Below are 23,816 nucleotides of genomic sequence, written 5' to 3'. Positions count from 1 at the left end.
CTGCGGCGTGTTTCGTTCCGGTTGCGGGGTTCGAGCGGGCCATGCCCCGACGCTAGGCAGCCGAGGTTTCCCCCAGCCTCGCCCCGGCGTTACCCCCGGCGAACGTTTCGCTCACGCGGCGGTGACTGTGGTGTGAGGTTTGGGTCCCGGCATCCGCTCTCCGTCCGGGGCCCGTGCGTTCTCGCGGCCGTGACGTCTCGGCATCCGCCGCTGCCGCGTCCTCCCCGGTCCCGCTCGTACCGGTGATTCTCGTTGAGTGTCCAAGACACCCGGACGAATTTCGAGAACGTCCGGGTTTCTTGGACACTCAACTTTTCGGCGGCGACAAGCTCGCGCGCGCGTGGCACCCGAGTCCGCGCGTGGCGCCAAAGCGCGTGCGACCCGCGTTGAGTGTCCAAGACACCCGGATGAAATTTCGACACGACCGGGTGTCTTGGACACTCAGCAGCTCAGGCGCGCGGGTGACGCCTCAGTCCACCGGCTCCAGCACGAACAGCTCGATGCGGCGCTCGGTCTTCTTCTGGTACTCGTCGTAGTCGGGCCAGACCTCGGTCGCGTAGCCCCACCACTCCTCGCGCTCGGCGCCCTCGGCCTGGTGCGCGTCGTACTCCTTCTTCACGTCGCCGTCCTGCAGGGCCACACGAGGGTTCTTCACGAGGTTGTAGAACCACGCGGGATGCTCGGGAGCACCGCCCTTGGATGCCACGACCGCGTACTTTCCGTCGTGCTCGACGCGCATGAGGGCGGTCTTGCGCAGACCACCGGTTTTGGCGCCGACGGTGGTGAGGACGATGATGGGTACGCCCCGCATGTCGGCGGACTCCTTGCCCCCCGTGGCTTCGAAGGTCTCTGCCTGCTGACGGGCCCATTCGCTGGTGCTGGGGAGATACTCTCCTGAGAGTGACATAGCTCACACGATACGTCGGCGTCTTCCCCTCCGGTCTAGCCCCTCCCCCTTTTCCCTGGAGCTTTCATGAGCGCTTCCGCTCCCGAGACCACGGCCGCCCCCGAACCGAAGAACGGCCTCGACCGGTTCTTCGAGATCACCGCCCGCGGCTCGACCGTCGGCGGAGAGATCCGCGGCGGCGTCGTCACCTTCGTCACGATGGCGTACATCGTCATCCTCAACCCGATCATCCTGTCGGGCACTCCTGACGTCGCCGGCAACGCGCTCGGCTTCTCGCAGGTCGCCGCCGTCACCGCGCTCACCGCGGGTGTGATGACGATGCTGTTCGGTCTGGTCACGCGCCTGCCGTTCGCGTTCGCCGCGGGCCTGGGCATCAACTCGTTCCTCGCGGTCGGCATCGTCGGTCAGGTCACCTGGCCCGAGGCGATGGGCCTCGTCGTCATCAACGGCCTCATCATCGTGCTGTTGGCCGTCACGGGCCTGCGCCGCATGATCTTCGAGGCGGTGCCCCTCGCCTTGAAGACGGCGATCACGGTCGGCATCGGACTGTTCATCGCCTTCATCGGCTTCGTCGACAGCGGTCTGGTCACCTCGACCGGTCTCAGCTCTCCGCCGGTCGGACTCGGCGTCGGAGGCTCGATCACCACGATCCCCACGGCCCTGTTCGTGCTGACCCTGGTCATCACCGCCGTGCTGCTGGTGCGCAAGGTCAAGGCAGCGCTGCTCATCGGTCTGCTCTCGGGCACCGTGATCGCGGTCATCGTCCAGGCCGTCACGGGCCTCGGCGCGAAGGCCGACGGCAACCCCGGCGGCTGGGGCCTCAGCGTGCCGACGCTCCCCGCGCAGTGGGTCGGCCTTCCCGACCTGTCACTCGTCGGTCAGGTCGACCTGGTCGGCTCGTTCGGTCGCATCGGTGTGCTCGCCGCCCTCATGCTCGTCTTCACGCTCGTGTTCACGAACTTCTTCGACGCGATGGGCACGATGACCGGCCTCTCCCGCGAAGCGGGCCTCGCCGCCCCCGACGGCACCTTCCCGCGTCTGCGCTCGGCGCTCGTGATCGAAGGCATCGGCGCCGTCGCGGGTGGTGCGACCTCGTCGTCGTCGAACACCGTGTTCATCGAGTCGGGCTCCGGCATCGGTGAGGGCGCCCGCACGGGACTCGCCAACGTCGTCACCGGTGCGCTGTTCCTGCTCGCAATGTTCTTCACCCCGCTGACGAGCATCGTCCCCACCGAGATCGCCGCCGCGGCCCTGGTCATCGTCGGCGCGCTGATGATGGCGCAGATCCGCCACGTCGACCTCAGCGACATGTCGGTGCTCATCCCGGTCTTCCTCACGGTGACCGTGATGCCCCTCACCTACTCGATCGCGAACGGCATCGGCGCAGGCTTCGTCAGCTGGGTGCTGATCCAGGCCCTGTCGGGTCGCGCGCGCCGCATCAGCCCGCTGCTGTGGATCGTCGCCGCCGGCTTCGTGGTCTTCTTCGCCCGCGGACCGGTCGAGGCCCTGCTCGGCTGACGCCTGCGCCAGCGAGGGGTCCGGATGCCACGGCATCCGGGCCCCTTCTCTGTCGCGGTGCTCCGCACGGCGCGCAATGCGGCCCCGGCGGCGGCGCCCGGCTGCCAGACCTCGCACGGGAAGCCCAGGCCCGGCCGCCGAGATCACGTGATCGGGGCGAGCGCACACGCCGGGGCAGGTGTTCTCGGCGGAGTCACGTGATCTCGCGCCCCGTCGTCGCACGCACGCAACCCTGTCGCGCGCGAGGCCACCCGCACCCCGCCCCCGCCGGACATGCGAAAGGGCCCGGATGCCGTGGCATCCGGGCCCCGCAGAGAGTGCTGCTTACAGGCTCTCGATGATCTCGCGCATCAGGGCGGCGGCCTCGGACGGCGTCTTGCCGACCTTGACACCGGCGGCCTCGAGGGCCTCCTTCTTCGCCTGAGCGGTACCGGCCGAGCCCGAGACGATGGCACCGGCGTGGCCCATGGTCTTGCCCTCGGGGGCCGTGAAGCCCGCGACGTAACCGACGACCGGCTTGGTGACGTTCGCCTTGATGAAGTCGGCGGCGCGCTCTTCGGCGTCGCCGCCGATCTCGCCGATCATGACGATCGCCTTGGTCTCGGGGTCGGCCTCGAACGCCGCGAGGGCGTCGATGTGCGTGGTGCCGATGACCGGGTCGCCGCCGATGCCGATGGCGGTCGAGAAGCCGAGGTCGCGCAGCTCGAACATCATCTGGTAGGTCAGGGTGCCCGACTTCGACACGAGGCCGATGGGTCCCTTACCGGTGATGTTCGCGGGAGTGATGCCCACGAGCGCCTCGCCGGGCGTGATGATGCCGGGGCAGTTCGGGCCGATGATGCGGGTCTTCTCGCCCTTGGCCTTGGAGTACGCCCACGCCTCGGCGGTGTCGCCGACGGGCACCCCCTCGGTGATGACGACGAGGAGGGGGATCTCGGCGTCGATGGCCTCGACCATCGCGTCCTTGGTGAAGGCCGGGGGCACGAACGCGATCGACACGTCGGCGCCGGTCTCGCGGATGGCCTCTTCGACCGACGCGAAGACGGGGAGCTCGACGTCGTTGCCCGATGCGTCCTTGTGCGAGACCGTGGTGCCGGCCTTGCGGGCGTTCACGCCACCGACGACCTGGGTGCCGGCCTTGAGCATGAGGGCGGTGTGCTTGGTGCCCTCACCGCCGGTGATGCCCTGGACGATGACCTTGGAGTCCTTGTTGAGGTAGATCGACATTGTTTCTGTCCCTATCCCTTACGCGTTGGCCAGTTCGGCGGCCTTGTCGGCGCCCTCGTCCATACCGGCGGCGAGGGTGACGAGCGGGTGGTTGGCGGCGGCGAGGATCTGGCGACCCTCTTCGACCTGGTTGCCGTCGAGGCGCACGACGAGCGGCTTCGTGGCGGCGTCACCGAGGATCTCGAGGGCCTTGACGATGCCCTCGGCGACGGCGACGCACGAGGTGATGCCGCCGAAGACGTTGACGAAGACGCTCTTGACCTGCTCGTCGCCGAGGATGACGTCGAGACCGGCGGCCATGACGGTCGCAGAGGCGCCGCCGCCGATGTCGAGGAAGTTGGCGGGCTTGACGCCGTTGTGCTTCTCGCCGGCGTAGGCGACGACGTCGAGGGTCGACATGACCAGGCCCGCGCCGTTGCCGATGATGCCGACCTGACCGTCGAGCTTGACGTAGTTGAGGTCGTGCTGCTTGGCCTTGGCCTCGAGCGGGTCGGCCGCGTCCTTGTCTTCGAGCGCCTCGTGGTCGGGGTGGCGGAAGCCGGCGTTCTCGTCGAGCGAGACCTTGCCGTCGAGGGCGATGATGTCGCCGTCCTCGCTCTGGATGAGGGGGTTCACCTCGACGAGGGTGGCGTCCTCGCCCTTGTAGACGTTGAAGAGCTTGACGAAGACGTCGGCCACCTTGGGGGCCAGCTCGTCGTCGAACTTCGCGGCCTTGGCGATCTCGAGGGCCTTCTCGGGCGTGATGCCCTCGATCGGGTCGACCTCGATGCGCGCGAGCGCCTCGGGACGCTCGACGGCGAGCTCTTCGATCTCCATGCCGCCCTCGACGCTCGAGAGCGAGAGGTAGGAGCGGTTGGCGCGGTCGAGCAGCACCGAGAAGTAGAACTCCTTGGCGATGCGGGCGCCGGCGGCGACCATGACGCGCTTGACGACGTGACCCTTGATGTCGAGGCCGAGAATGGCCTGGGCCGCCTCGAATGCCTCGTCGGGGTTCTTCGCGACCTTCACGCCGCCGGCCTTGCCGCGGCCTCCGGTCTTGACCTGAGCCTTGACGACGACGACACCGCCGAGCTTCTCCGCGGCCGCCTTCGCCTCCTCAGGGGTGTCGGCGATGATGCCGGCGAGTACCGGCACCTCGTACTTTTCGAACAGATCACGTGCCTGGTACTCGTAGAGATCCACGGACAATCCTTCGCTGGGCGATCGGTGGTGGGAGGAGGCGAACTCTCTCGATATCAAGAGATCTTCGCCAGTCGACAACCCTACTAGACGGGGCTGGAGACCCCCGACCCTTGCCCCTTCGACGGGAGGGGATGCCGCTCACCCCGGGTTGTGCATGAACTCGATCCGGATGCCGTCCGCGTTCTCGACGAACGACGCATAGTACGTCGGCGTGAACCGGGGGTACTCCTTGGGCTCGCGGACGACGGTCCAGCCGGCATCCGTCGCCAGCGCGTGCATGCGGTCGACCTCGGCTCGCGACCTCACGGCGAAGGCGAGATGCTGCCAGCCGACCCGCCCGTGTTCATGGGGACCGGATGCCGCGTCTCGGGCCGGCAGCACGATGAGCTCCGTCTCGCCCTCGGCGTACCACGACGCACCGTTTCCGCCGTCCGTCCGCTCCAGGCCGAGGGCGGTGAGGATCGGATCGAACTGCGCGATGGCACGTTCCAGGTCGGCGACGCTGACACTGAGGTGGTCGAACAGAGGCATGCGCCTAGTCTGGCGATGACCCCCGACATTCGCCTCGCCGTCAGGAGCCCCATGCCCTCCGCCGTCACCCTCATCCGCGCCGCCGCCCTGTCGGATGCGGCCCAGTACGCCTACGCCGCCACCGCTCCGGCGAACGCCCGGCTGATCTTCCTCGCCGGATCCTGCCCGCTGAACGACGACGGCTCGACGGCCGGGGTGGGCGACTACGCGGCGCAGGCGGCGAAATGCGTCGAGACCATGACGGGGGCTCTGGGCGCGGCCGGCGCGAAGATGACCGATGTCATCAGCACGCGCGTGCTCGTCGCCTCCGCCCGCCAGGCCGACCTCGTCACCGCCTGGGACGTCGTCCGCGACGCCTTCGGCGACCATGACGTGCCCAGCACGCTGATGGGTGTCACCGTTCTCGGCTACGACGACCAGCTGGTCGAGATCGAGGCGGTCGCCGCGGTCGTCGACTGACCGCGAGGCTCACCCCACGACCGCGAACCGCTCCAACACCACCGACGTGTCGTCGTCGACGACGAAATCATCCCCGAGCTCTTCACGCATGGCATCCGAGGTCCAGAACCGCACGTGTCCGCGGCGCCACTCCGCGACGGACGTGTATCCCTCGCCCTCGTCGAGCGCATGGGTGAGCGAGACGTCCCGCAGAGCGACGATCTCCACCCCGGTCGTCTCGATGACGCACACCGGTTCACCGGCCGAGTCGACCACCGCGCCGCGGTCCCCGACGGCAGGCAGCGGGTCTCCCGCGACCAGATACTCCCGCACGAGCGAGCTGGTCGCCGTCTTCTCTCCCGCACGGATCGCCGCGACGATCCGGTCGCGCCCCGCCCCGGGGAACATGAACTCGATCGCGGGCAGGCCGCCGCTCATGCCGGCATCCGCTTCTCGAACCGGAACATGCGGTCGGGGCCGCGGCGATCGCCCTCGCTCCCGGCCTCGGGGCGCTGCCCGGGGTGAAAGAACTCGACGATGTGGAAGCCGCACCGGTTGACGGAGAAGTGGATGTTCCGCTGGTCGACGTACGGCGTCTCGGTCTCCCGCACCTCGGTCTCACATCTCACCGAGCTGAAGATCCCGTTCGTCACGCGTCGACGGTACGCGATCCCGGGTGGGGCCGTCGAGGCGCGAGCGCACGTCCCGGCGGTCGTCTGGCTCGGGACGACCGCGATCGACAGCGGGCGGGGTGACGACGCCGCGCGGGCGGCATCCTGTGCCACCCGGAGCGCATCACCCATCGGCCGGCGCGGATGAGGCGGACGCGCGAGCGATGAAACGCACGTGCCACGCCGCCTCGACTCCGAGGAGGTCGGTCTGCGAGTGCATCGCCAGGACGACGCCGAATGACCCCCGTCTCACCAGAATCTCGGGGAAGAGCCCCACCGTCGGTTCGATCTCCATCACTCCGTGAGGGGTGTGCATACGACATCGCGTCGTCCACGCTCGCCAGGTGGATCCGCTTGCGCTCTCCGCATACCACCCCTGTTCGGGGTCCCAGAGTTCTGCTTCCGCATCCGGCACCGCGAGATACACGACGAGCTCGCTCGTTCTCGACCCCGCACACCGCGCGCGCGCGTGAAGGATGAGATGCGAACCCGAGCATGGTTCGACCCACCATGCGTCGATCCCGGTTCCATAACTCAGACGCGGGTCGGGCGGAGCCCACACCGCACCCGCATCAGGGTCGTACCGGCTGGGCTGCAGCGCGAACCACATCGACGAGCGGAACCCGCTCAGGGGGCCGAGCCGACGATCCGGCGGTGCCGCCTCCACGATGCTCACACCGCCGAGTCTCCATTCCATGACGCCCTCGTTCACATCGACGGCGACGGCATCGGCGGCGGAACAACGAGCAGCGGCCTCGACACGGACGGGCGAGTCTCGCGCGTGACAACGGGTATCGGGGAGGTCTGTGGACTCGCGCCCACGTCGAGCGTCGTTCCTCGACCGCGCAGCGATGGCGGAGACGGACCCGTTTCGGGGAACATACCTGTAGTTCAGCGACGCCTCGGCGCAGACGCGAGCAAGATGAGGACCCTCGATCCGCCACTGTCCGGGGGAATGCACCTCGATCCGCAGCTCGAGCCCCGTCGACGTCTCGATCCACACCGCCTGAGTACCCTGCGCCTCGCAGACATCCTCTGCGGCCGCCTCGAAATCCGTGAGATCGCGGGGCCACACACCACGGATGTAATGCGCCGAGGCGGGGGAATCAGCCGACGGCGACGTGACCGTCAACGTTGCCGCCCGGAACCCCGACCACGGGAAGATCGCGATGCGCTCCCCGTCGCGATGCGTCACCGCGACGTCGAGCCCTCCCCGTGCGAACTCGACGGTCCTCACGATCTCTCCATCGGTAGAGATCCACCGCTGATCCTCCACGGTGCTCGTGACCATCCGTGCCGCCGGACGACGGACCCCGGCCGGAATCCGCCGATCCACGGGGAACGGATCCAGGGCGAGCGGACCGAGATGACGGGGATGCTCGATGCGAATCGCGCCGTCCGCAGTCTGCAGCACCGCGGAGAAGCCGCCGGGCAGGGGATGGACCACCTCTGCGGGGGAGTCACCGGCGAGGGGCTCCGCGCCGATCCGCCGACCGTCGATCCGGAGTCCCCCGACGGTGGCCGACAAAATCTCTCCGGTGTCGGCGTGGGTCACCGCCGAGACCGGACGACCATCGATCTCGAGGTGGTAAGAGATCGTCGGTTCGCCCGTTCGATCTCGTCCGACGCCACTGGTCAGGGTCTGCCTGCGCGCCTCCCTGATCGTCTGGGCACTGTACCGAGAGGGGCCCGACATCGATGATCGTTCGGGCTGGAGCGCGGCCGCCACACCCGGCAGATGGTTGACGAGTTCGAGATAGCCGTCCTCGTCGGGGCGTCCGTCACCGACCAGTCGGAACCCGATACGGACGTAGAGGGGGAAAGCCCGACGATTCGCGGGATCGACTTCGACGCGCAGGGATCGCGCACCGAGGTCGGCGAAGCGCGCGAAGGAATCGTTGAACAACCGACCGACGAGGAAACCGGCGCGCAGGGAGGGGCTGACGAAGAACATCACGGCGAACAGCTGCCCGTCCGGGGCGACGCGGCGACCGGACATCCTGGCGTACCCGAGGGTCCCGACGATCCTGCCGTGCTGCTCCGCCACGATGAACAGCTTCACGGCGCGTTCGGTGAGGATGTCGAGGAGGATGCCGGCGGTTGTCGCACGGCCCGAAGCGATGGGGCCGTACCCCTCTTCGTTGTAGAACGCCGCTACTCGGTGCGCGTCGCGGACCGGATCGAACACACGGATGTCGACCACGACGATCACCGGATGGTCCGCGACAACCGCCACGCACCGAGACAGGCGAACACGACGGCGACCATCACGAGCGTGCCCACCGCGACGCCGGCACTGACCGCGAACCCGCCGACCGAGGCCGACATCCCGTAGAACTCGCGAAGGGCGCGTGCCGTTTCCTCCTGTCCCCCGACGAGCGCGACGAGCGCCTGCTCGGTATAGGGGCGTCTGATGAGCATGGCCGCCTGCGCGAACGGGAGGAGGTTGATGCCATCGACAACGGACGTCGGCAGGGTGCCCGCGGGAACATACGCGCCCGAGAAGAACCCGATCAACGACCCGACGACGGTCGACAGGGCGGTGAATGCTCCCGCGGACCGCAGGAACGTCACCGCGAAAGCGGCGAGCGCCGAGAACGCGGCGCTCGAGAGAAGAACGGCCCCCCAGGTCTCGCCCGCATTGGCGGGGCTCAGCAACTCGTCGCCCTGGGTCAGAAGGTACACCTGGCCGATCGCGATGATGATCGAGGTCATCACGACGGAGACCGTGAAACCCGCGATCATGTACCCGAGGATGAGATGAGTCCGGCGAATAGGCGAAACGATGAAGTCGCGAAAGCGGCCCGAGACGTTGTCGTCCACGAAGACGCCGAGCGCGGCGATCGACGTCGTCAACGTGGTGATCATGGTGATCCCCGCGAACACCCAGGAGTTCACGAACCATCGGACATCGGCATCCGGAGCCGTCGGGAACCGCGCTTCGAGGCTGTCGACTTGGATGCCGCCGAGGAAGAGAGCGTAGAGCGCGATGAGGATGAGCGCGGAGAGCAAGGAGAAGAACACTCCGACGCGGTCTCGAAAGAACACGCGGAGGTTGCGAGTCGTCAGCACGGCGATGCTCCTCATGCGTCCGCTCCCCCGACGAGGGTGAGGAACACGTCGTCCATCGTTCCGTGGCGAAATTCGAAGTCGTCGATCGGAAGGACCGCGAGGAGCTCTTTGGCTGTCTGCGACGACGCCATCGGGATCACGAGATCAGCACCCACCGCACGGACATCGATCCCCCGGGCGCGGCACGCGGCGATCACCCCGGCGTGGTCCTCGGACCGCACGGTGAGGATGCTGGAGCTGTATCGAGAGCGCAGTTGCGCAGGCGTCCCCCCGGCGATGATCCGCCCCCGATCGATGATGCACACGCGATCGGCGTTCTCTGTCTCCTCCATGTAATGCGTCGTGAGGAAGACCGTCGTCCCGGCGGTCGCGCGCAACTCGTGGATCGTCGCCCAGATCCTCTCCCGGGACTGAGGGTCGAGACCGGCGGTGGGCTCGTCGAGGAAGAGCACACGCGGCTCGTGCACGAGCGCACGGGCGATGTCCGCCCGCCGCTTCTGACCGCCGGACAGCGTCCCGTATCGCCGTTCGAGGAATGAGCCGAGTCCGACGAGATCGGACAGCATTCCGATACGGCGACCCGCCTCGCGCGTGTCGAGTCCGTAGAAACCGGCTCGGACCGCGAGATTCTCGCGCACGGAGAGCAGAGGGTCGAGAAGGGAGGACTGGAAGACGGCTCCGATGCTCGCACGAACGTCGTGCGGGTGATGCTCCACGTCGTAGCCGCTGACCGAGATCACGCCCGACGTCGGCGCGAGCGTGGTCGTGATGCAGCCGATCGTCGTCGACTTACCCGCGCCGTTCTCCCCGAGGAACGCGAAGACGGAACCCGACGGCACAGAAAAGGACACGTCGTGCACAGCGCGCCGTCCCCCGTAGTCCTTGCAGAGATTGACGACCTCTATCGACATGAGCGCTCCTTCTTCCCTCTCCCCGTGCATCCGCGGCGCTGTCCCGTCCTCACGGGCCCGTCTCCGGGACGGGCGGAGTGGCCACGTCGTGCGCATCCACTGCGGTCGCTCCCCCGTCGGAGAGCGCTGCGGCGGCGCGCTCTTCCACCGGGATCCAGTTGCCATGGAGCCCGAGCGGTACGCGCGCGGGCAGATGGACCCGTGCCAGTTCGTCGCCCTCGAAGTCGGCGGCGGACAGGATCACGAGGTCGCTGGCTCCCCTCCCGGGCTCGTGCACGTAACTGAGCACGTAGCCGTCGTCTTCGGCGCCCGTCCCCCCGCGTCGCGCCACGAACACCGCCTCTCCGATCGCCGCGTCCCGGGGGAAGCTCCGCCGCTGGGTACGACCGCCCAGGAGGTCGTGCCGGAACAGGACGTTGTCGAACTCGGCGTCCGCGATCGTGTCGAGCTCTCGCGGCCTCCACGTGTCGACGAACGCGGCGGCGCTCGCGGTGTAGACGAATCGGTGCGGACGCCCGAGAACGCGATCATCGACACGGGGGAACTCCTGCGGGCGATCGTCGAGAATCTCTCGCCTCACTCGACCCGTACGCGTGTCGATCGTGAAGCGTTCGAGCGACGGAGTCCCGTGACCGCTGATCTCCCCCGTGCGTCCGCGGAACATGGATGGGTGCGTCACGACGTCGAGGACGATGCCGCTCGACGTGTCGTACGCGTTGACGGTGTGGTAGACCCACACGGGCTCGATCTCGAACCACTTCGGCTCCGCCTCGGAGCTCCCGCGCCGCAGGAGGCCCAGCCGCGCCACCGCCCTCGGGTTCCATCGGAAGGGGAACGGGTCGCCCGCGACGGCCGACAGCGCATGGAAGGTCACCGGCAGATCCATGAGGACGAGGTAGCTCGGTGTCAGCGCGAAATCGTGCATCATCGTCGCATGCGGGAGCTCGATGCTCTCGCTATGGACCACCGCCCCCGTTGCTGCGACCACGGTGTAGTCCACCGTGGACGACCCCGCGAAGTAGCCGAGGCTGTGGAGGTCCCCGGTGACCGGGTCGACCTTCGGATGAGCAGACATCGCCCCGTGCAGATCACCCTCGAAGTCGCATGGGCCGGCAGTGTCCAGTTCGTCCGTGAGCTCGAACGGGAGTGTTCCCCCCTCTGTGAGGGAAAGGGTCCTTCCCGCGTGGCCGATCACGTTGATGTTCGATGCGGCATCCATCCCTCCGAAAACTCGGTAGGTGCGCCGCGGCTCCCTCAGCGCGCGAGACACCGGAGCCTGCCGGACCCATCGATTGCGATACCACTCGGCGCGGCCCCCGGAGATGCGGACTCCGTGGATCATCCCGGCGCCGAGGTAGTAGTGGAAACGCGGATGCTCGACACCGAGCGGGTTGGGGCCGTTACGCAGGTAACGCCCGTCGAGGTCTTCGGGAATGATGCCCGTGACCGGCAGATCGAAGGCGGTCACCTCCTCCCGAACGGGCGCGAAGTGGCCACGACGGTAAGGCGACAGACGAGCCATGGGTGCGGTCTTCTCTCGGTTCATGGACGGCGGATCAGACGTCGCGAGCGATCGCGACCGGCGACAGGCGCAACATCCTCCGGGTGGAGAGGACGTTCCCGAGGAGCAGGGCGATCAGCATCACCGCGGCGGTGACGGCTACATCGCCGATGCCGAGCCACGGCCGAAGCGTGCGTTCTCCGAACAGTTGCACGCCACTCCCGATCGGGATGCCGATCACCCCGCATATCACGACGCTCACGATCGACACGATCGTTCCGACCGCGATCATCGAGGCTCCGACGATCAACGTCTGTGCGGCGTACACCGCGCGCACCGCGTTCGCCCCGAAGCCCATCGCCCGCATCGTGGCGATCTCGCCGCGCTGCCGTCGGAGCGCGAAAGCGACGACGTTCGCGACGAGCACCGCGCAGATCAGCGCCATCACGCCGACGAGCGCCCACATGGTCGTGCGTTGGGCCGCCCGGATCCCGAAGATGAGCCCGGCGGTGTCTCGCGCGGTGAAGAAGGCGACCCCCGGAAACCGGGTCGCCAACGCCGTCGTCTCGGCCGCTGCGTCGACCCCCGGCGCCACCGTGAGAAGCACTTGTGTCAGCGCGTGGGGACGTTGGAGGATCTGCTGCACGCCGGCGACGTCCATCACGATGAAGCTGGAGCGGAACAGGCCGAACCGACTGTTGTCGTATACGCACGACACCCGCACCGGCGTCGAGGCGTTGGACTCCGGCGCGCCCGCGACGGACAGCGTCAGAGTGTCGCCGACCGCGAGGCCGAGGTCGTCGCGTTGCCGCTGATTGATGCACACCTCCCCGGCTCCCCTCGGTGCCGAGCCCGCAAGGAGCACATAGCCCTCTGCCGCGGTGTCCGATCCGACCACGACGACGCCGGTATCGGTCCCTCGCGCCGAGAGCTGCGCACCCGCCGTGATCCTCGGCCGGACGGCGGTGACTCCCGTCGATCGCCGCAGATCCGAGACCAACTGCCCACCGGCGTCGTCGAGGTACGAGACCACGTCGGTCGCGGGGTTGAGCATCGAGTACCGGTACCCCGGGGCGAAGCCGGACACATCACCGCTGATGAGGTCCTTCGCGGACTGCGTCATCATCGTGCCCATGCCGTTGATGGCGGCGAAGGAAAGCAGAAGGCCGAGCGTCGCAACGGCCACGCTCGAGAAGGTGCGGACCGTTCGCCGATCGGCGCGGATCATCGCGAACGCCATGAACAGGATGTAGCGCGCCGTCACACCCGCTCCTCGCTCACCGGAGCCTGCGTGTCCGCGACGCGAGGACGAGTCATCGGTCCGAGCCATGAGCGGCTGCCTCCCGACGTTCGGATGCAGCGAAGTAAGCGGCATCGCTGCGGAACAGCCGCCTCGTGAACTCGGGGTTGTCGCGCAGCTGCTGCCGCACATCGACACCGAAGTTCTCATCCGGAACATGTCGCGATGGATCGGAGACCGCGTCGATGAAGTCGTCGACGCGACGGCGCATCATCCGGCCGTGCTCCGAGTCGCCATAGTCGAAGACGATCATCGGGCTTCCGACGTTGTATGCCTCGACGACGCTCGCACCGTAGCTGCCGAGCACTCGTCGGAGATAGTCCGAGGCATGAGTGGAATCGACCGGACTCGCGGACGTCGACAACGCCAACGCTCCCTTTCCCGCGAGCAGTCGGCGGTGGCTCAGGCGCGTCGTTCTCTCGACGAAGGTCATCATTGTCGAGTTCACGTTGGCGCAGTAGTTCGGACTCGCCAGGATCACGCCGTCTGCATCGAGCATCTGCTCGATGATCCGTTCCACGTCGTCGTCGAACACACAGCCGTCCGTGCGGAAGCATCGCCCATTGCCGTCGCACACCGAGATTCTTCGACCCCAAAGGGCGATGTCGTCGAACGACCAGTCGGGTCGACGACCGAGCAGGTAATCCCGCACGGCGGAAAGCAGCACCCGCGTGTGACTCAGGGTGTTCGGCCGCGGGCTCGAGTGGACGGCGACGATCTTCACGACCCACCTCCGCTGGGGACTCCCGAATCCGAGACGATCGCACCGTCGGTCAGGTGGATCACGCGTCGCCCCGTCTCGATCACACGGTCGTCGTGAGACGAGACGAGGATCGTCACGCCGTGCTCGTCGTTGAGCCGACGTAAGAGCCGGAGAACCCCGTCGGCGCTCACCGAGTCGAGACTCGCCGTCGGCTCATCCGCCACGACCAGAGCGGTATCGCTCGCGACCGCGCGGATGATGGCCGCGCGCTGCTGCTGCCCGCCCGATAGCTGCGCGGGGAGCGCGTCGAGCTTGTCGCCGAGCCCGACCGCTTCGAGGAGGGCACGGGTACGCTCACGCGCCGCACGGGTCAACCTCTTCTGCAGCCGGAGCTGTAACACCGCGTTGTCGTAGACCGAGAGCGATGAGACGAGGTTCGACCGCTGGAACACATATCCGACGCGGTCACGGCGGAAGTCGGCGAGCGCTCGGGGCGACAGGGCCGTCACCTCCACGCCGTCGACCCGAACCGATCCCGACGATGCAGTATCGAGACCGCCGATGATGTTGAGGAGCGTGGTCTTGCCCGACCCGGACGGTCCCGCGAGCACGACGAACTCACCCGAGGAGACGTGAAGAGAGATGTCGCGATTCGCGTGCAGAAGATCGGGGCCGTCACCATAGGTGCGATGGAGATGGTCGACGACGATCACGAGGACGCCCCCTCGACGAAGCTGTAGCTGATCTCGGCGCTCGCGACGGTGCGCCCATCGACGGTGGCGGCCGCACGCACCTTGCCCATCGATGCACGGCGGGCGAGATTGTCGGCCGTCAGGATGAGCCGGTCACCCGGGCGCACGACCCCCCGGAATCGCGCTGCGTCGATCCGAGCCAGCACGCAGAGACGGCCCCCGATGTCGAAGAGCAGGCCGCCCGTCTGCGCGAGCGCCTCGATGATCATCACGCCGGGCATGATCGGGTTGCCGGGGAAATGTCCGGCGAAGTACGGCTCGTTGATCGTCACGTTCTTGATGGCGACGATCCGCACATCAGGAACGAGCTCGTCGACGCGATCGAGGAGGAGAAACGGATGACGATGCGGCAACCGTTCCATGATCTGAGAGGCGGTGACGGGGGCGGAGCGGGGAGCGTTCATCGGCCCGGTCATGCGGTCAAGCCCCCGTCCACGACGAGGCAGTGCCCGTTGATGTACGAAGCCGCAGGGCTCGCGAGAAAGAAGACGGCGTTGGCGATCTCCTCCGCACTCCCGAATCGCCGGTCGGGGATGAGCGCCAGATACTCGTCTTTCATCGCCGACGGCAGCTGATCGAGCATCTCCGTTTCGACGAACCCCGGAGCGATCACATTGACGCGGATGTTCATGCGCGCGAGTTCCTTGGCGAGCGTCCGCGAGAAGGCGACAACCCCGGCCTTGGCTGCCGCGTAGTTCGCCTGACCCGCGGGGCTGGTGATGGCGCTCACGGAGGAGATGTTGACGATCGTTCCCGACCTCTGCGCCGCCATGAGCCACGCGGCCTGCTTGGCGCACGCGAATGTGCCGGAGAGATCCGTGTCGACGACCGATCGCCAGGCGTCCTCGCTCATCATGAGCGCGAAAGAGTCCTGCGCGTGACCGGCGTTGTTCACCTGCACATCGAGGCCTCCCCACGCTGCTTTGATCTGCTGGAACATGCGCTTCACCTCGTCGAACGACGAGATATCGGCTCGGACCGGAAGGACCCGCCCGGGGTGCTCTTTCTCGAGCCGGTCCAGAACGGCGAGGGTCTCCGGACGGTCACTGCGATAGTTCACGGCGACAGATGCGCCGTCCGCGAGGAATCGTTCAGCGATCGCGAGGCCGATCCCGCGCGTCGCCCCCGTCACACACACTCGTGCGTCTTGCATTGAGATCAGGCCTTTCTCACGAGGGCGGAGGTGACGCCGCCGTTCACCGTCGATACCGTCACCAGCAATGTCTGGCCGGGTTCGGCTGCGGACAGAGCGAGCACGTGGGCCAGCGCCTCGTTGCCGCCGAAGCATTCGCCGGCAAGGAGTCGGGGCAGGGCGATAGGACCTCGGTGTCCGATCCCCCGGATCGCAGCGATCTCGTTCCGGGTGATGGCGCCGAGTCCGTTCGCTGTACCGACGACGATGTCCACGTCGCCCACCCCGAGTCCCGCATCGCCGAGGGCTGCCCGCATCGTGTGCGCGATCGTGTCGTCGTTCTCCGGCCAGTCCACGTAACTGACGCCGGCACTCGTCGCCGAGGCGAGGGAGAGCCCGAGGAGGTGCGCGATGGGCTCGGCACCGCGTCGCCCGGCCGATCGCGGGGATTCGAGGACCACGACAGCGGCCGCTTCGCCCGTGCTGAAGGGAAGCTCGCGGTCGAGGTCCGCAGCGGCGGCATCGAAGTGGTCCGTCATGATCTCGTTCGTCTCGTCGAGCGACATCGCGAAGATCGCGTCGGCCTTGCCCGTCTCGATCAGCTGCGCTCCGTAAGCGACCGCGGAACCGCCGACGAGGGTCGAGTTCGCACCCTTCAGACCGAGCGCGAGACTGGCCTGGCCGTTGGCCACGTTGTAGACGGTCTGGGTGAACAGTGCGGGGCTCGCGTTCATGAGCCCGCCCCCGAGCAGGCCGTCGAGATAGTCGCTGACGACCCGCTGCGGTCCGTACTCGGTGTTCGCGACGATCCCGATCCGTTCCGCGTCGGCGGGAAGCTCGGCGAAGTGGGCCCCCGCGAACGCGTCGACGGCCGCTGCCATCGCGAGCTGGCTGAACCTCTGCTTGCGCCGCAGACCCACCGACGTGACGTAGTCCCGGATCCGGAACCCCGCCGGCACCTCACGGACCGAGTGCCCGATCGAACCGGAGGACGTGGCCTCCACCGTGTCGACATCGGCGAAGATCCAGTTCTCGTGGTCTTTCGCGTGCTCTCTCGCCGACAGGCCCAGCGACGAGATCGCGCCGACGCCGGTGATCGCCAGGGGCTCGTTCATGCTCTTTCTCGCTTTCTCAGCTGCTGTTGCGCGAGGGAGACGGACCGGTCGGCAGAGGCGATCAGCTGCGGCAATCCCGAGCCGTGCTCCCCCCATTGGCCCGTGATGAAAAGGTTCTCGAGGCTCGTCCTCTGGCTGATGCGCCGAACCATGTAGTTGTCGACGTCGTGCGCCCACCCCGTCGCCGACCCTCCCGTGTGTCCGAACCACTCGGCGTAGTCGATGGGTGTGACGATGCGTCGATAGACGCTGCTCGTTCGCAGTTCGGGCAGGAGCGTGCCGGCGAGCGTCGCCTCGATGCGATCTGCGTACTCCGCATAGAAATCCGCATCGTGGAGGTCGGGATCGTGGTACATGTCGACCTCGATCCGCACGAGGTCTCGACCGGGGGCGGCGACGGTGCGATCGATGTTGGTGACGACGTGCACCTTGATGACCGGGTGCTCGGGCAGGGCACCTGTTTCGAGAACGCGGTAGGTCTCGAAGACGTCGGTCGACGCAGTCACGTAGTGACGCGCGGCACGACCGAAGCGTGTCAGATCGACGCCGGCGAGAGTGTGGAAGAGGCTCAGCGACGAGTGCCCTCGTCTCCGGCCGCCCGCGTCGATGCCGGCGAGACCGTGACGTTCCAGCAGGGCGCCGAGGCTCGGGGCGTCCCCGGTGAAGAACACCACGTCCGCGCGTCGCACCGTGCCGTCGGCGAGAACGACCCCGCTCGCTCGGCTGCCCTCGATGACCAGGTTCGTCATCGAGGAGTCGAAGATGATCTCGCAGCCCGCGCTCCGCAGGCGGTCCACGATCGATTCGACGAGGTTCCGCACACCGCCGCGCGGATACACCATCCCCTTGCCGTAGCACTCGGTGATGAATCCGGCCATGACCAGCAGCGATGAGTCGTCGCACTGGATCCTCATCGCCAGGGCCGTCCGCAGCTCGGGGTCGGTGATCGTCTCCCGGCAGAACTCCTCGAACCCGCGACGGTGATGGCGCATCATGAAGCGTCCGCGTTCGCGAGGATCTGCTGAGTCGTCGCTGAGAAACGACCGCAGGAAGTCGAAGAAGCGGGCCAGGTCGTCGACGGATGCCGGGAACTCTCGCGCGAGCTCCTTCTCGAGTCGGTCCAGTCCGATCGGCATTTCGATACGCCGCTCGCCGATCGTGAGGATGTCAGCGATGTCGAACGGTTCCAACTCCACCGCGGCACTCAGGTCGAGCGACGCGAGCAAGCGAGCGAGGGACTCGCCTTCCCCTCCGCCGAGGAGATGCGAGACGGCCAGATCGAATCGGTCTCCCGCCTCGTTCTCGAAGCCGCCGAAGTAACCGCCCGCCTGACCTGTGCGCTCCACGACGACGACGCGGTGACCGTGGTGGAGCATTCGCGCCGCGGCGACGAGACCGGCCATTCCGGCGCCGACGACCACGACATCAGAGCTTCGCATCGAAACCCCGCCCGTCGGTCACCACGCCGGGATTCTCGGAGAAGAACGTCTTCATCTTCTCCCCGACCGCCTCCGGCCAGCGGAAGAGGAATCTCCCGCCCTCCACGAGAGTGACGTGTTCGGTCGTCCCGAGGGCGACGGTGGCTCCGTCAACGACTTTCGTCAGTCGGTAGTAGAAGACGAGCTTCGTGGTCTCCTGCGGCTTGATGAAGGTCTCGAGCCGCAGCTCGTCGCCGAACCTGGCGAAGCCCGTGAACGAGACACGAGTCTTCGTGACGGGGGCGAAGATCGGTACCCCGTCGACCTCGATCATCGGCTGTCCGCCGATCATCTTTTCGATGAGCGCGAAGCGGCCGGCCTCGAACCACACGAACGTGTTGCTGTGATGGTAGACGCGGGCCATGTCCGTTTCGGCGAAACGGACCGAGAACCTGATCTCGTTCGGCGGCGCGATCCGTGATGCGGTCATCGAATCTCCAGGAGGTCGAGCACCGGGTACCGGCACAGCGAACGGATGGGGAACCAGAGCACGGCGACGGTCAGGACGAAGCCGATGCCGAGCGGAGCGAGGAACGCCCACCACGTCGGCGCGAAGGACAGAGTCGTCGCCCCGACCACGAAGGTGAACGCCTGGTCGGTCGAGGTGAAACCGACGGCATTCGCGCCGGCGATCAGGACCGCGGCCAGGATGCCGCCGACGACGTAGCCGATCACGTACTGGGCGACGACCTCGGTCAGGTACATCCGCCCCAGCGCACTCGATCGGGCTCCTGCTGTCTTCAGCACGGCGATGTCTGCGACGCGGGCGAGCAAGGCGGAGTAGACGAGCGAGGTCAAGCCGATGCAGATGATCAAGAAGGTGAAGGTCGACGCCGCGACGAGCACGACACCCCAGATCGCCGGTCCGAGCATGAGGGACGACCACATCGTGTCCGACCAGAGGGAGAGTGTGGTCGCGCAGCCGAGGCCGGCGGTTGCGGCGTCGATCTCGGAGCGGACGGTGCTGGTCTGCGGTGCATCGATCAGCAATTCGTTGGCTCGGTCGGCGTCGCCGAAGACTTTCCGGGCGAGCGACTCTCGATCGACGAGCACCCAGCTCTCGAGGGTGAAGCTGGGTGTGGATGCCGTGACCACCGCGTCGACGGTGTACGTGAGTCGGGCGGCGCCAATCGAGATGACGAGCACATCACCAGAGGCGACTCCGAGTTGCCGGGCGACGTTGTCGGTGAGCACGATGCGATCGGCGCCGAGCGGCTCTGGAGGGAGTCCGAAGTTCTCGGCCAGCGTGCGTTCGGCTGCCAGGTCCGCGCCGACGAGAGTCACGGATGCGCTCGCCGGCCGATCCGGGGAGGCCGAGGGGCTCTCGAGGTTGGCACTCAGATCCAGGCGCGAATGGACGGACGTCGCCCCCACGGCAGCGGCGATGTCCGACATCTCGTGTGCGTCGACCGAGAGGACGTCATCGCGCGTTGCCGGCTGCACGAGCCAGGGCGCCCCGACGGTGCCGAAGAGCAGTCGATCCGCGTTCTGCCCGATCGCTGCGACGAACGACAGAGCGATGACGAAGAGCGCGATACCCACGGCCACCTGCGCGACGACGCCGACCGTCTCACGCCGGTAGTGGACCACGTCTCGTACGGCGATTCCGATCATCGCGCCCGCTCCGCTCGATCGATGTCGGCCCCCGCCGCGAGCTGTTCCGGGCGCAGCGATCGCCGGCGGATGACGAGGCCCTCTCCCGCCCTGTGGACCGCGGTGCCTACCGTGCCGTCGATGAAAACCCGCGTGAACTCGACACCCGGGTCGCGAGCGACAACGCTGGCCTCATCGAAGCTGCCGAACCCGAGGGCGAGGCCGAGGCCGAGATACTTCGCCCACGCCTCCTTGGCCGTGAAGACGGGAAGCAGGCGAGAGGGGTCGCGTGCGATGAGCTCCCGCTCCGCTGCAGTGAAGAAGCGGACCGGTGGACCGCTCACCATGCGACGCTCCCGTCGCGCATTCTGCTGCTCGATATCGATGGCCACGTTGCTCGTCGCCACGGCGCACACCGTCAGGTCGCCCGTGTGCGACATCGAGAACCAGACGCCGGGAGTCTCGGCCTCGGGTCGTTGGCCGGGACGACGGCGTACCCGCAGGCCGCCGAGCCCCAGAAGTCGTGCCGTGTCCGAGAGCAGCGCCCGACCGGCCGCACGGCGCAACGGCCGTCCACCCGCGCCGTACTCGGAGCGATCGGTCCACTGTGCGACGATCACGCGGCCTCCCCCAGGAGAGCGGAGCTGACGCGCAGCAGTTCGGTGACGGCGATGACCTCGCGCCGCCGGATCTCGCGCACCGCGGTGATCACGCTCGCCCATCCGACGCGCGGATCCTGCTGTGCGGCGTGGGCGCGCATGCCCCGAGCGAGTGCACGCCACCTCCCGCCGAGGGCGGCGTACTCCGTAGCGATCGCCGCGAGACGGCCGTTGTCCAGGTGCGTCGAGGCGGCCCGGAGACCCCGTGCGAACAGGTGCCGCCCGGCACCGCCACCGGAACCGATCTTCTCCAGCGTCGTCGCCATCGACACCAGCTCGACCTGCATGACGAGGGGAGTCACCGTGTCGGGCATCGATGCCAGTTCTCGCTCGAAGGCCTTGAGAGCCCGCTCCCCCTGGCTGTTGTTCGCGGGGTTAAGGAAGAGCTCCGCGCTCTCGACGAGGGACAGGGCGAGTACCTCGCGGACGTCGGGCACGTGCTCGGGCGGGATGAGCCGGCCGACCGCGAATCGGCGGGCAGGGCAGGCCATCAAGATCGCACCGTCACTCGGCATCGCCGCCGCCGTCGCGACCTCCTCCGCGTCCATCTCTATCGGATGCGCCCACAGGTAGTCGTTCACGAGCAACGAGCCGGCCGCCGAGACCGACCGCACCGGCAACGCGTGCTCGCCGAAGGCGTGGACCTCCTCCCAGGGAAGCACGCCGCGGAAAGTCGACAGTTCTCGCGCTTCGCAGTACAGGTACGGGAGCGTGCCCGCGTCTGCCCACTCACGGGTGCGGGCCAGCATCGCGTCCGCCGTGGCGTGGGAGACGAACTCGATGCGCGAGCCCGTTCGTCGCGCGAAGAAGTGCTCGAGGTCGTGAATGCGACTGTTGATGTAGTAGGTGTCGCCGTCGCGGTGGAACAGCAGCCCGAGTCCGCCGCCGATGACGTACGCGAGCTCTTCATCGAAGACGAACTCCGTCCCGAGGAACGCGTTTCTGATCATGGTCGAGAAGCAATGGGACCCTCTGAGGTAGGGGTCGGGCCATTGCGTGCGTGGCGTGAGTTTCATGAGCAGACCCGTCCCGCGACACCGCGTGCATGGGCGGCGAGCGCGGCGCGCTCGACGCGGGCGATCTCGGCGAGCGCCGCATCGGCGCCGTCCAGGAACTCGAGGTGCAGCGCGGCCGAGCGGGCGAAGCCCGCGTGTGTCTCATCGGGAACCGTTGCCGTGCCGTACGACTCGATCGCCGCCACGAGCACGGAGCGGTGGAACGAGTCGTCGCCGGCGCCCATCGCCGCCATGCCGCGCCGGTACGCCTGGGTCTTCTCGCGCAGAGGGCGGCTCGAGACGAACGACTCGAGTCGGGACAGGCCGTCCCGGGCCGTCGCCATTCGCAGGAAGAGGAGTCGGAGGGACCGTCGGGCCCGCGCGGCGAGGTCGTAGCGCGCGGGTGCCAGGATCGCTCGCAGCGAGGGCACGGGCGCCGCGTATCCCCACAGGGACGATTCGCCGCGCAGCAGATCCTCGTAGGACGCCGTCCAGTCGGCGAACGTCGAGGTGATCCGCACGGTCGTGTCGCCGAATTCGCTCAGAGCGACAGGGCGCACGGTCGTCGCCCCGCTCACCGGGTCGCACTCGGGATGGAGGGAGTAGAACGGTGTCGCTCTCCAGCGCCGCTCGGCGAGAGCGTGTTCCCGACGAGCGGCATCGAGGAACGGCCCGGCGTCCATGCTCCGGAACTGCTCGCAATTGAACCCCGCGGCCTCGAAGAGATCGAATGCCGCATCGAGTCCGCCGAAGTCATCGAGGCCGTCCGGATCGGCGTACCGGATTCCGGATGCCATGACCACGACCGCGCTCGGCTCGACGGAGATGTCCAACGCGTCGAAGATCATTCCCGCGGGCGCGAGAGCAGGATGAGAATGTCGCGCGAGCGACGTCGGTGCGTCGATCACTCTCCCCGCCTCACCCTCCGGAGGGCGACGCAGGTGTTGTTCCCCCCGAACCCGAACGAGGTGGAGATCGCGACGCTCATCCCATCGACGTCGCGGGAGGTGTGTGGGATGTCGAGTCCGGCGAATTCGTGCATCGGCTCCGTGGTGCCGATGTTGCCGGGAACGAAACCACCCTCGAGCGCGGCGAGACACACGAGCATCTCCAGACTGCCCGCGCAGCTGAGAGTGTGTCCGTGCAGCGGCTTCGTCGAGCTGATGGGGATACGTGCCAGGCTGTCTCCGAACACGCGGGTCAGCGCGGCGAGTTCCATGGCGTCGTTGTAACGCGTTCCGGTTCCGTGAGCGTTGATGTAGTCCACGTCCTCCGGCCGTATCCGGGCGTCGGCGAGACACTGCGTGATCGCCAGAACGGCACCGGTTCCGCTCGGATCGGGGGCAGTCGCGTGAAAGGCGTCGTCGGAGAGGCCGTAGCCGCAGACTTCGCCGTAGATCGTCGCGCCGCGCGCGATCGCGGACTCCGCGCTCTCCAGGACGAACACGCATGCCGCTTCTCCCAGACCCGTACCGTCTCGCCCTTCGTCGAACGGCCGCACGGCGTCGTGCGTCAGCGACTTGAGCAGGGTGAAGCCGGAGAAGGAAAGCATCGAGAACGGTTCCGCACCGCCCGCGATGGCCACGTCCGCCTGCCCGGTCGTGATGAAGTCGTAGGCGCGGCCGACGGCGTTGCTTCCGGCCGCGCAGGCGGTGGAGACCGCGGCTTGGGGCCCGCGCAATCCGAACGCACGGCGGATCGTCGCGGTGACCGTCGCGGGCGTTCGCACGACGGTCGCCCCCGGGATCACTTCGTCGCGGAGCTTCTGCTGCGCGTACGTGTGATTCGTCTCGACGCCCGCGTTCGACGAAGCGATGACCACGGCCGTGCGGAACGGGTCGAGCGCTTCGACGGCGAACCCGGCGTCGGCAAGCGCGACGGCCGCACAGTGCACGCCGTAGTGCTCCGCGGTTTCCCACTCGGGATGCTCCGCCACGAGGGTCGTGAGTTCCGCCGGGAACTCGGTGATGACCGCTCCACGGTCGAACGGGAAGGCTGCGGTGTCGAAGTACGGGATCGCCCGAAATCCGCTCGATCCCGCGCGGAGCGATTCGGTGAATTCGCTCATCGTGTTCCCGATCGGACTCAGCAACCCGACGCCGGTGACGTATACGCGTGTGCTCATCCTCGG

The 23,816-nt window shown here is 67.6% G+C and carries 25 protein-coding genes; 2 read left to right on the top strand and 23 right to left on the bottom strand.

Annotated features, from left to right (window positions below; all coding sequences use genetic code 11):
* Positions 1-469 precede the first annotated feature (469 nt).
* On the bottom strand, positions 470-907 hold the full coding sequence (locus NE358_RS03525; protein ID WP_103206611.1) for a nitroreductase family deazaflavin-dependent oxidoreductase: 438 nt from the start codon (positions 905-907) through the stop codon (positions 470-472).
* A 66-nt stretch (positions 908-973) separates the two neighbouring features.
* Between NE358_RS03525 and NE358_RS03520 the strand changes: the two genes are divergently transcribed.
* A complete protein-coding gene (locus NE358_RS03520) occupies positions 974-2,425 on the top strand; it encodes an NCS2 family permease (RefSeq protein WP_289941547.1) in 1,452 nt (483 codons plus the stop codon).
* A 324-nt stretch (positions 2,426-2,749) separates the two neighbouring features.
* On the opposite strand, the gene sucD is transcribed toward NE358_RS03520, so the two are convergent.
* The 3 genes from sucD to NE358_RS03505 form a co-directional block, all read right to left on the bottom strand.
* Complete coding sequence (gene sucD / locus NE358_RS03515) at positions 2,750-3,652, bottom strand: succinate--CoA ligase subunit alpha (protein ID WP_056226628.1); 903 nt, start codon at positions 3,650-3,652, stop codon at positions 2,750-2,752.
* An 18-nt stretch (positions 3,653-3,670) separates the two neighbouring features.
* The gene (gene sucC / locus NE358_RS03510; protein ID WP_103206613.1) at positions 3,671-4,834 is read right to left on the bottom strand and encodes an ADP-forming succinate--CoA ligase subunit beta; all 1,164 of its coding nucleotides are present in this window, start codon (positions 4,832-4,834) and stop codon (positions 3,671-3,673) included.
* Positions 4,835-4,972: 138 nt separating this feature from the next.
* Positions 4,973-5,365, bottom strand: coding sequence for a VOC family protein (locus tag NE358_RS03505; RefSeq protein WP_103206614.1), 393 nt, complete (start codon positions 5,363-5,365; stop codon positions 4,973-4,975).
* A gap of 51 nt (positions 5,366-5,416) precedes the next feature.
* Here NE358_RS03505 and NE358_RS03500 point away from each other — a divergent pair, with 51 nt between their 5' ends.
* Entirely contained in the window at positions 5,417-5,824 is a 408-nt protein-coding gene (locus NE358_RS03500; protein WP_103206615.1) for a RidA family protein, read from the top strand.
* Positions 5,825-5,833: 9 nt separating this feature from the next.
* On the opposite strand, the gene NE358_RS03495 is transcribed toward NE358_RS03500, so the two are convergent.
* The 19 genes from NE358_RS03495 to NE358_RS03405 form a co-directional block, all read right to left on the bottom strand.
* Positions 5,834-6,241 carry an ASCH domain-containing protein gene (locus tag NE358_RS03495; RefSeq protein ID WP_180993369.1) on the bottom strand — a complete coding sequence of 136 codons (408 nt, stop codon included), beginning with the start codon at positions 6,239-6,241 and terminating at the stop codon, positions 5,834-5,836.
* Positions 6,238-6,456 (bottom strand): hypothetical protein, encoded by a 219-nt coding sequence (locus NE358_RS03490; RefSeq protein WP_219728499.1) that lies wholly within the window; start codon positions 6,454-6,456, stop codon positions 6,238-6,240. The genes NE358_RS03495 and NE358_RS03490 overlap by 4 nt, the downstream gene beginning before the upstream one ends.
* A gap of 142 nt (positions 6,457-6,598) precedes the next feature.
* Positions 6,599-8,710, bottom strand: a complete 2,112-nt coding sequence (locus NE358_RS03485; RefSeq protein WP_289941531.1) for a GNAT family N-acetyltransferase — start codon at positions 8,708-8,710, stop codon at positions 6,599-6,601.
* Entirely contained in the window at positions 8,683-9,546 is an 864-nt protein-coding gene (locus tag NE358_RS03480) for an ABC transporter permease (RefSeq protein ID WP_246077932.1), read from the bottom strand. The genes NE358_RS03485 and NE358_RS03480 overlap by 28 nt, the downstream gene beginning before the upstream one ends.
* An 11-nt stretch (positions 9,547-9,557) precedes the next feature.
* Entirely contained in the window at positions 9,558-10,457 is a 900-nt protein-coding gene (locus NE358_RS03475) for an ABC transporter ATP-binding protein (RefSeq protein WP_289941527.1), read from the bottom strand.
* Positions 10,458-10,506: 49 nt separating this feature from the next.
* Positions 10,507-11,979 carry a carotenoid oxygenase family protein gene (locus NE358_RS03470; protein ID WP_289941526.1) on the bottom strand — a complete coding sequence of 491 codons (1,473 nt, stop codon included), beginning with the start codon at positions 11,977-11,979 and terminating at the stop codon, positions 10,507-10,509.
* Between the two features lie 34 nt (positions 11,980-12,013).
* Positions 12,014-13,222 carry an ABC transporter permease gene (locus tag NE358_RS03465; protein ID WP_289941523.1) on the bottom strand — a complete coding sequence of 403 codons (1,209 nt, stop codon included), beginning with the start codon at positions 13,220-13,222 and terminating at the stop codon, positions 12,014-12,016.
* Positions 13,223-13,271: 49 nt separating this feature from the next.
* Positions 13,272-13,982, bottom strand: coding sequence for a flavodoxin family protein (locus NE358_RS03460; protein ID WP_141375218.1), 711 nt, complete (start codon positions 13,980-13,982; stop codon positions 13,272-13,274).
* A complete protein-coding gene (locus NE358_RS03455) occupies positions 13,979-14,674 on the bottom strand; it encodes an ABC transporter ATP-binding protein (RefSeq protein WP_289941520.1) in 696 nt (231 codons plus the stop codon). Before NE358_RS03455 ends, NE358_RS03460 begins: the two co-directional genes overlap by 4 nt.
* Positions 14,671-15,117, bottom strand: coding sequence for a 3-hydroxyacyl-ACP dehydratase FabZ (gene fabZ / locus NE358_RS03450; RefSeq protein WP_103207078.1), 447 nt, complete (start codon positions 15,115-15,117; stop codon positions 14,671-14,673). Before fabZ ends, NE358_RS03455 begins: the two co-directional genes overlap by 4 nt.
* 8 nt (positions 15,118-15,125) lie before the next feature.
* Positions 15,126-15,866: a 3-oxoacyl-ACP reductase FabG gene (fabG, locus tag NE358_RS03445; protein ID WP_258027863.1), complete on the bottom strand. Its 741-nt coding sequence runs from the start codon at positions 15,864-15,866 to the stop codon at positions 15,126-15,128.
* Between the two features lie 5 nt (positions 15,867-15,871).
* Positions 15,872-16,960 (bottom strand): beta-ketoacyl-[acyl-carrier-protein] synthase family protein, encoded by a 1,089-nt coding sequence (locus NE358_RS03440; protein ID WP_289941515.1) that lies wholly within the window; start codon positions 16,958-16,960, stop codon positions 15,872-15,874.
* Positions 16,957-18,399, bottom strand: a complete 1,443-nt coding sequence (locus NE358_RS03435) for a phytoene desaturase family protein (RefSeq protein ID WP_289941514.1) — start codon at positions 18,397-18,399, stop codon at positions 16,957-16,959. The genes NE358_RS03440 and NE358_RS03435 overlap by 4 nt, the downstream gene beginning before the upstream one ends.
* On the bottom strand, positions 18,386-18,802 hold the full coding sequence (locus NE358_RS03430) for an acyl-CoA thioesterase (protein WP_289941512.1): 417 nt from the start codon (positions 18,800-18,802) through the stop codon (positions 18,386-18,388). The genes NE358_RS03435 and NE358_RS03430 overlap by 14 nt, the downstream gene beginning before the upstream one ends.
* 62 nt (positions 18,803-18,864) lie before the next feature.
* Positions 18,865-20,052, bottom strand: coding sequence for an ABC transporter permease (locus NE358_RS03425; protein WP_289941506.1), 1,188 nt, complete (start codon positions 20,050-20,052; stop codon positions 18,865-18,867).
* Positions 20,049-20,651: a 4'-phosphopantetheinyl transferase family protein gene (locus NE358_RS03420; protein ID WP_289941505.1), complete on the bottom strand. Its 603-nt coding sequence runs from the start codon at positions 20,649-20,651 to the stop codon at positions 20,049-20,051. The genes NE358_RS03425 and NE358_RS03420 overlap by 4 nt, the downstream gene beginning before the upstream one ends.
* A complete protein-coding gene (locus NE358_RS03415) occupies positions 20,648-21,640 on the bottom strand; it encodes a DUF4872 domain-containing protein (RefSeq protein WP_289941503.1) in 993 nt (330 codons plus the stop codon). Before NE358_RS03415 ends, NE358_RS03420 begins: the two co-directional genes overlap by 4 nt.
* 62 nt (positions 21,641-21,702) lie before the next feature.
* Entirely contained in the window at positions 21,703-22,593 is an 891-nt protein-coding gene (locus NE358_RS03410) for a hypothetical protein (protein WP_289941501.1), read from the bottom strand.
* Entirely contained in the window at positions 22,590-23,810 is a 1,221-nt protein-coding gene (locus NE358_RS03405) for a beta-ketoacyl-[acyl-carrier-protein] synthase family protein (protein ID WP_289941499.1), read from the bottom strand. Before NE358_RS03405 ends, NE358_RS03410 begins: the two co-directional genes overlap by 4 nt.
* Positions 23,811-23,816 lie beyond the last annotated feature (6 nt).

The sequence above is a fragment of the Sphingomonas sp. G5 genome (genome assembly GCF_052660795.1).
The sequence above is the reverse complement of the archived record's forward strand: the minus strand, read 5'-3'. Positions and strand labels throughout refer to the sequence as shown.

Coding starts and splice junctions, on each gene's coding strand:
- NE358_RS03525 (WP_103206611.1), bottom strand. CDS start 907: ATGTCACTCTCAGGAGAGTATCTCCCCAGCACCAGCGAATGGGCCCGT.
- NE358_RS03520 (WP_289941547.1), top strand. CDS start 974: ATGAGCGCTTCCGCTCCCGAGACCACGGCCGCCCCCGAACCGAAGAAC.
- sucD (WP_056226628.1), bottom strand. CDS start 3,652: ATGTCGATCTACCTCAACAAGGACTCCAAGGTCATCGTCCAGGGCATC.
- NE358_RS03505 (WP_103206614.1), bottom strand. CDS start 5,365: ATGCCTCTGTTCGACCACCTCAGTGTCAGCGTCGCCGACCTGGAACGT.
- NE358_RS03500 (WP_103206615.1), top strand. CDS start 5,417: ATGCCCTCCGCCGTCACCCTCATCCGCGCCGCCGCCCTGTCGGATGCG.
- NE358_RS03495 (WP_180993369.1), bottom strand. CDS start 6,241: ATGAGCGGCGGCCTGCCCGCGATCGAGTTCATGTTCCCCGGGGCGGGG.
- NE358_RS03475 (WP_289941527.1), bottom strand. CDS start 10,457: ATGTCGATAGAGGTCGTCAATCTCTGCAAGGACTACGGGGGACGGCGC.
- NE358_RS03470 (WP_289941526.1), bottom strand. CDS start 11,979: ATGGCTCGTCTGTCGCCTTACCGTCGTGGCCACTTCGCGCCCGTTCGG.
- fabZ (WP_103207078.1), bottom strand. CDS start 15,117: ATGAACGCTCCCCGCTCCGCCCCCGTCACCGCCTCTCAGATCATGGAA.
- fabG (WP_258027863.1), bottom strand. CDS start 15,866: ATGCAAGACGCACGAGTGTGTGTGACGGGGGCGACGCGCGGGATCGGC.
- NE358_RS03440 (WP_289941515.1), bottom strand. CDS start 16,960: ATGAACGAGCCCCTGGCGATCACCGGCGTCGGCGCGATCTCGTCGCTG.
- NE358_RS03435 (WP_289941514.1), bottom strand. CDS start 18,399: ATGCGAAGCTCTGATGTCGTGGTCGTCGGCGCCGGAATGGCCGGTCTC.
- NE358_RS03430 (WP_289941512.1), bottom strand. CDS start 18,802: ATGGCCCGCGTCTACCATCACAGCAACACGTTCGTGTGGTTCGAGGCC.
- NE358_RS03425 (WP_289941506.1), bottom strand. CDS start 20,052: ATGATCGGAATCGCCGTACGAGACGTGGTCCACTACCGGCGTGAGACG.
- NE358_RS03415 (WP_289941503.1), bottom strand. CDS start 21,640: ATGATCAGAAACGCGTTCCTCGGGACGGAGTTCGTCTTCGATGAAGAG.
- NE358_RS03405 (WP_289941499.1), bottom strand. CDS start 23,810: ATGAGCACACGCGTATACGTCACCGGCGTCGGGTTGCTGAGTCCGATC.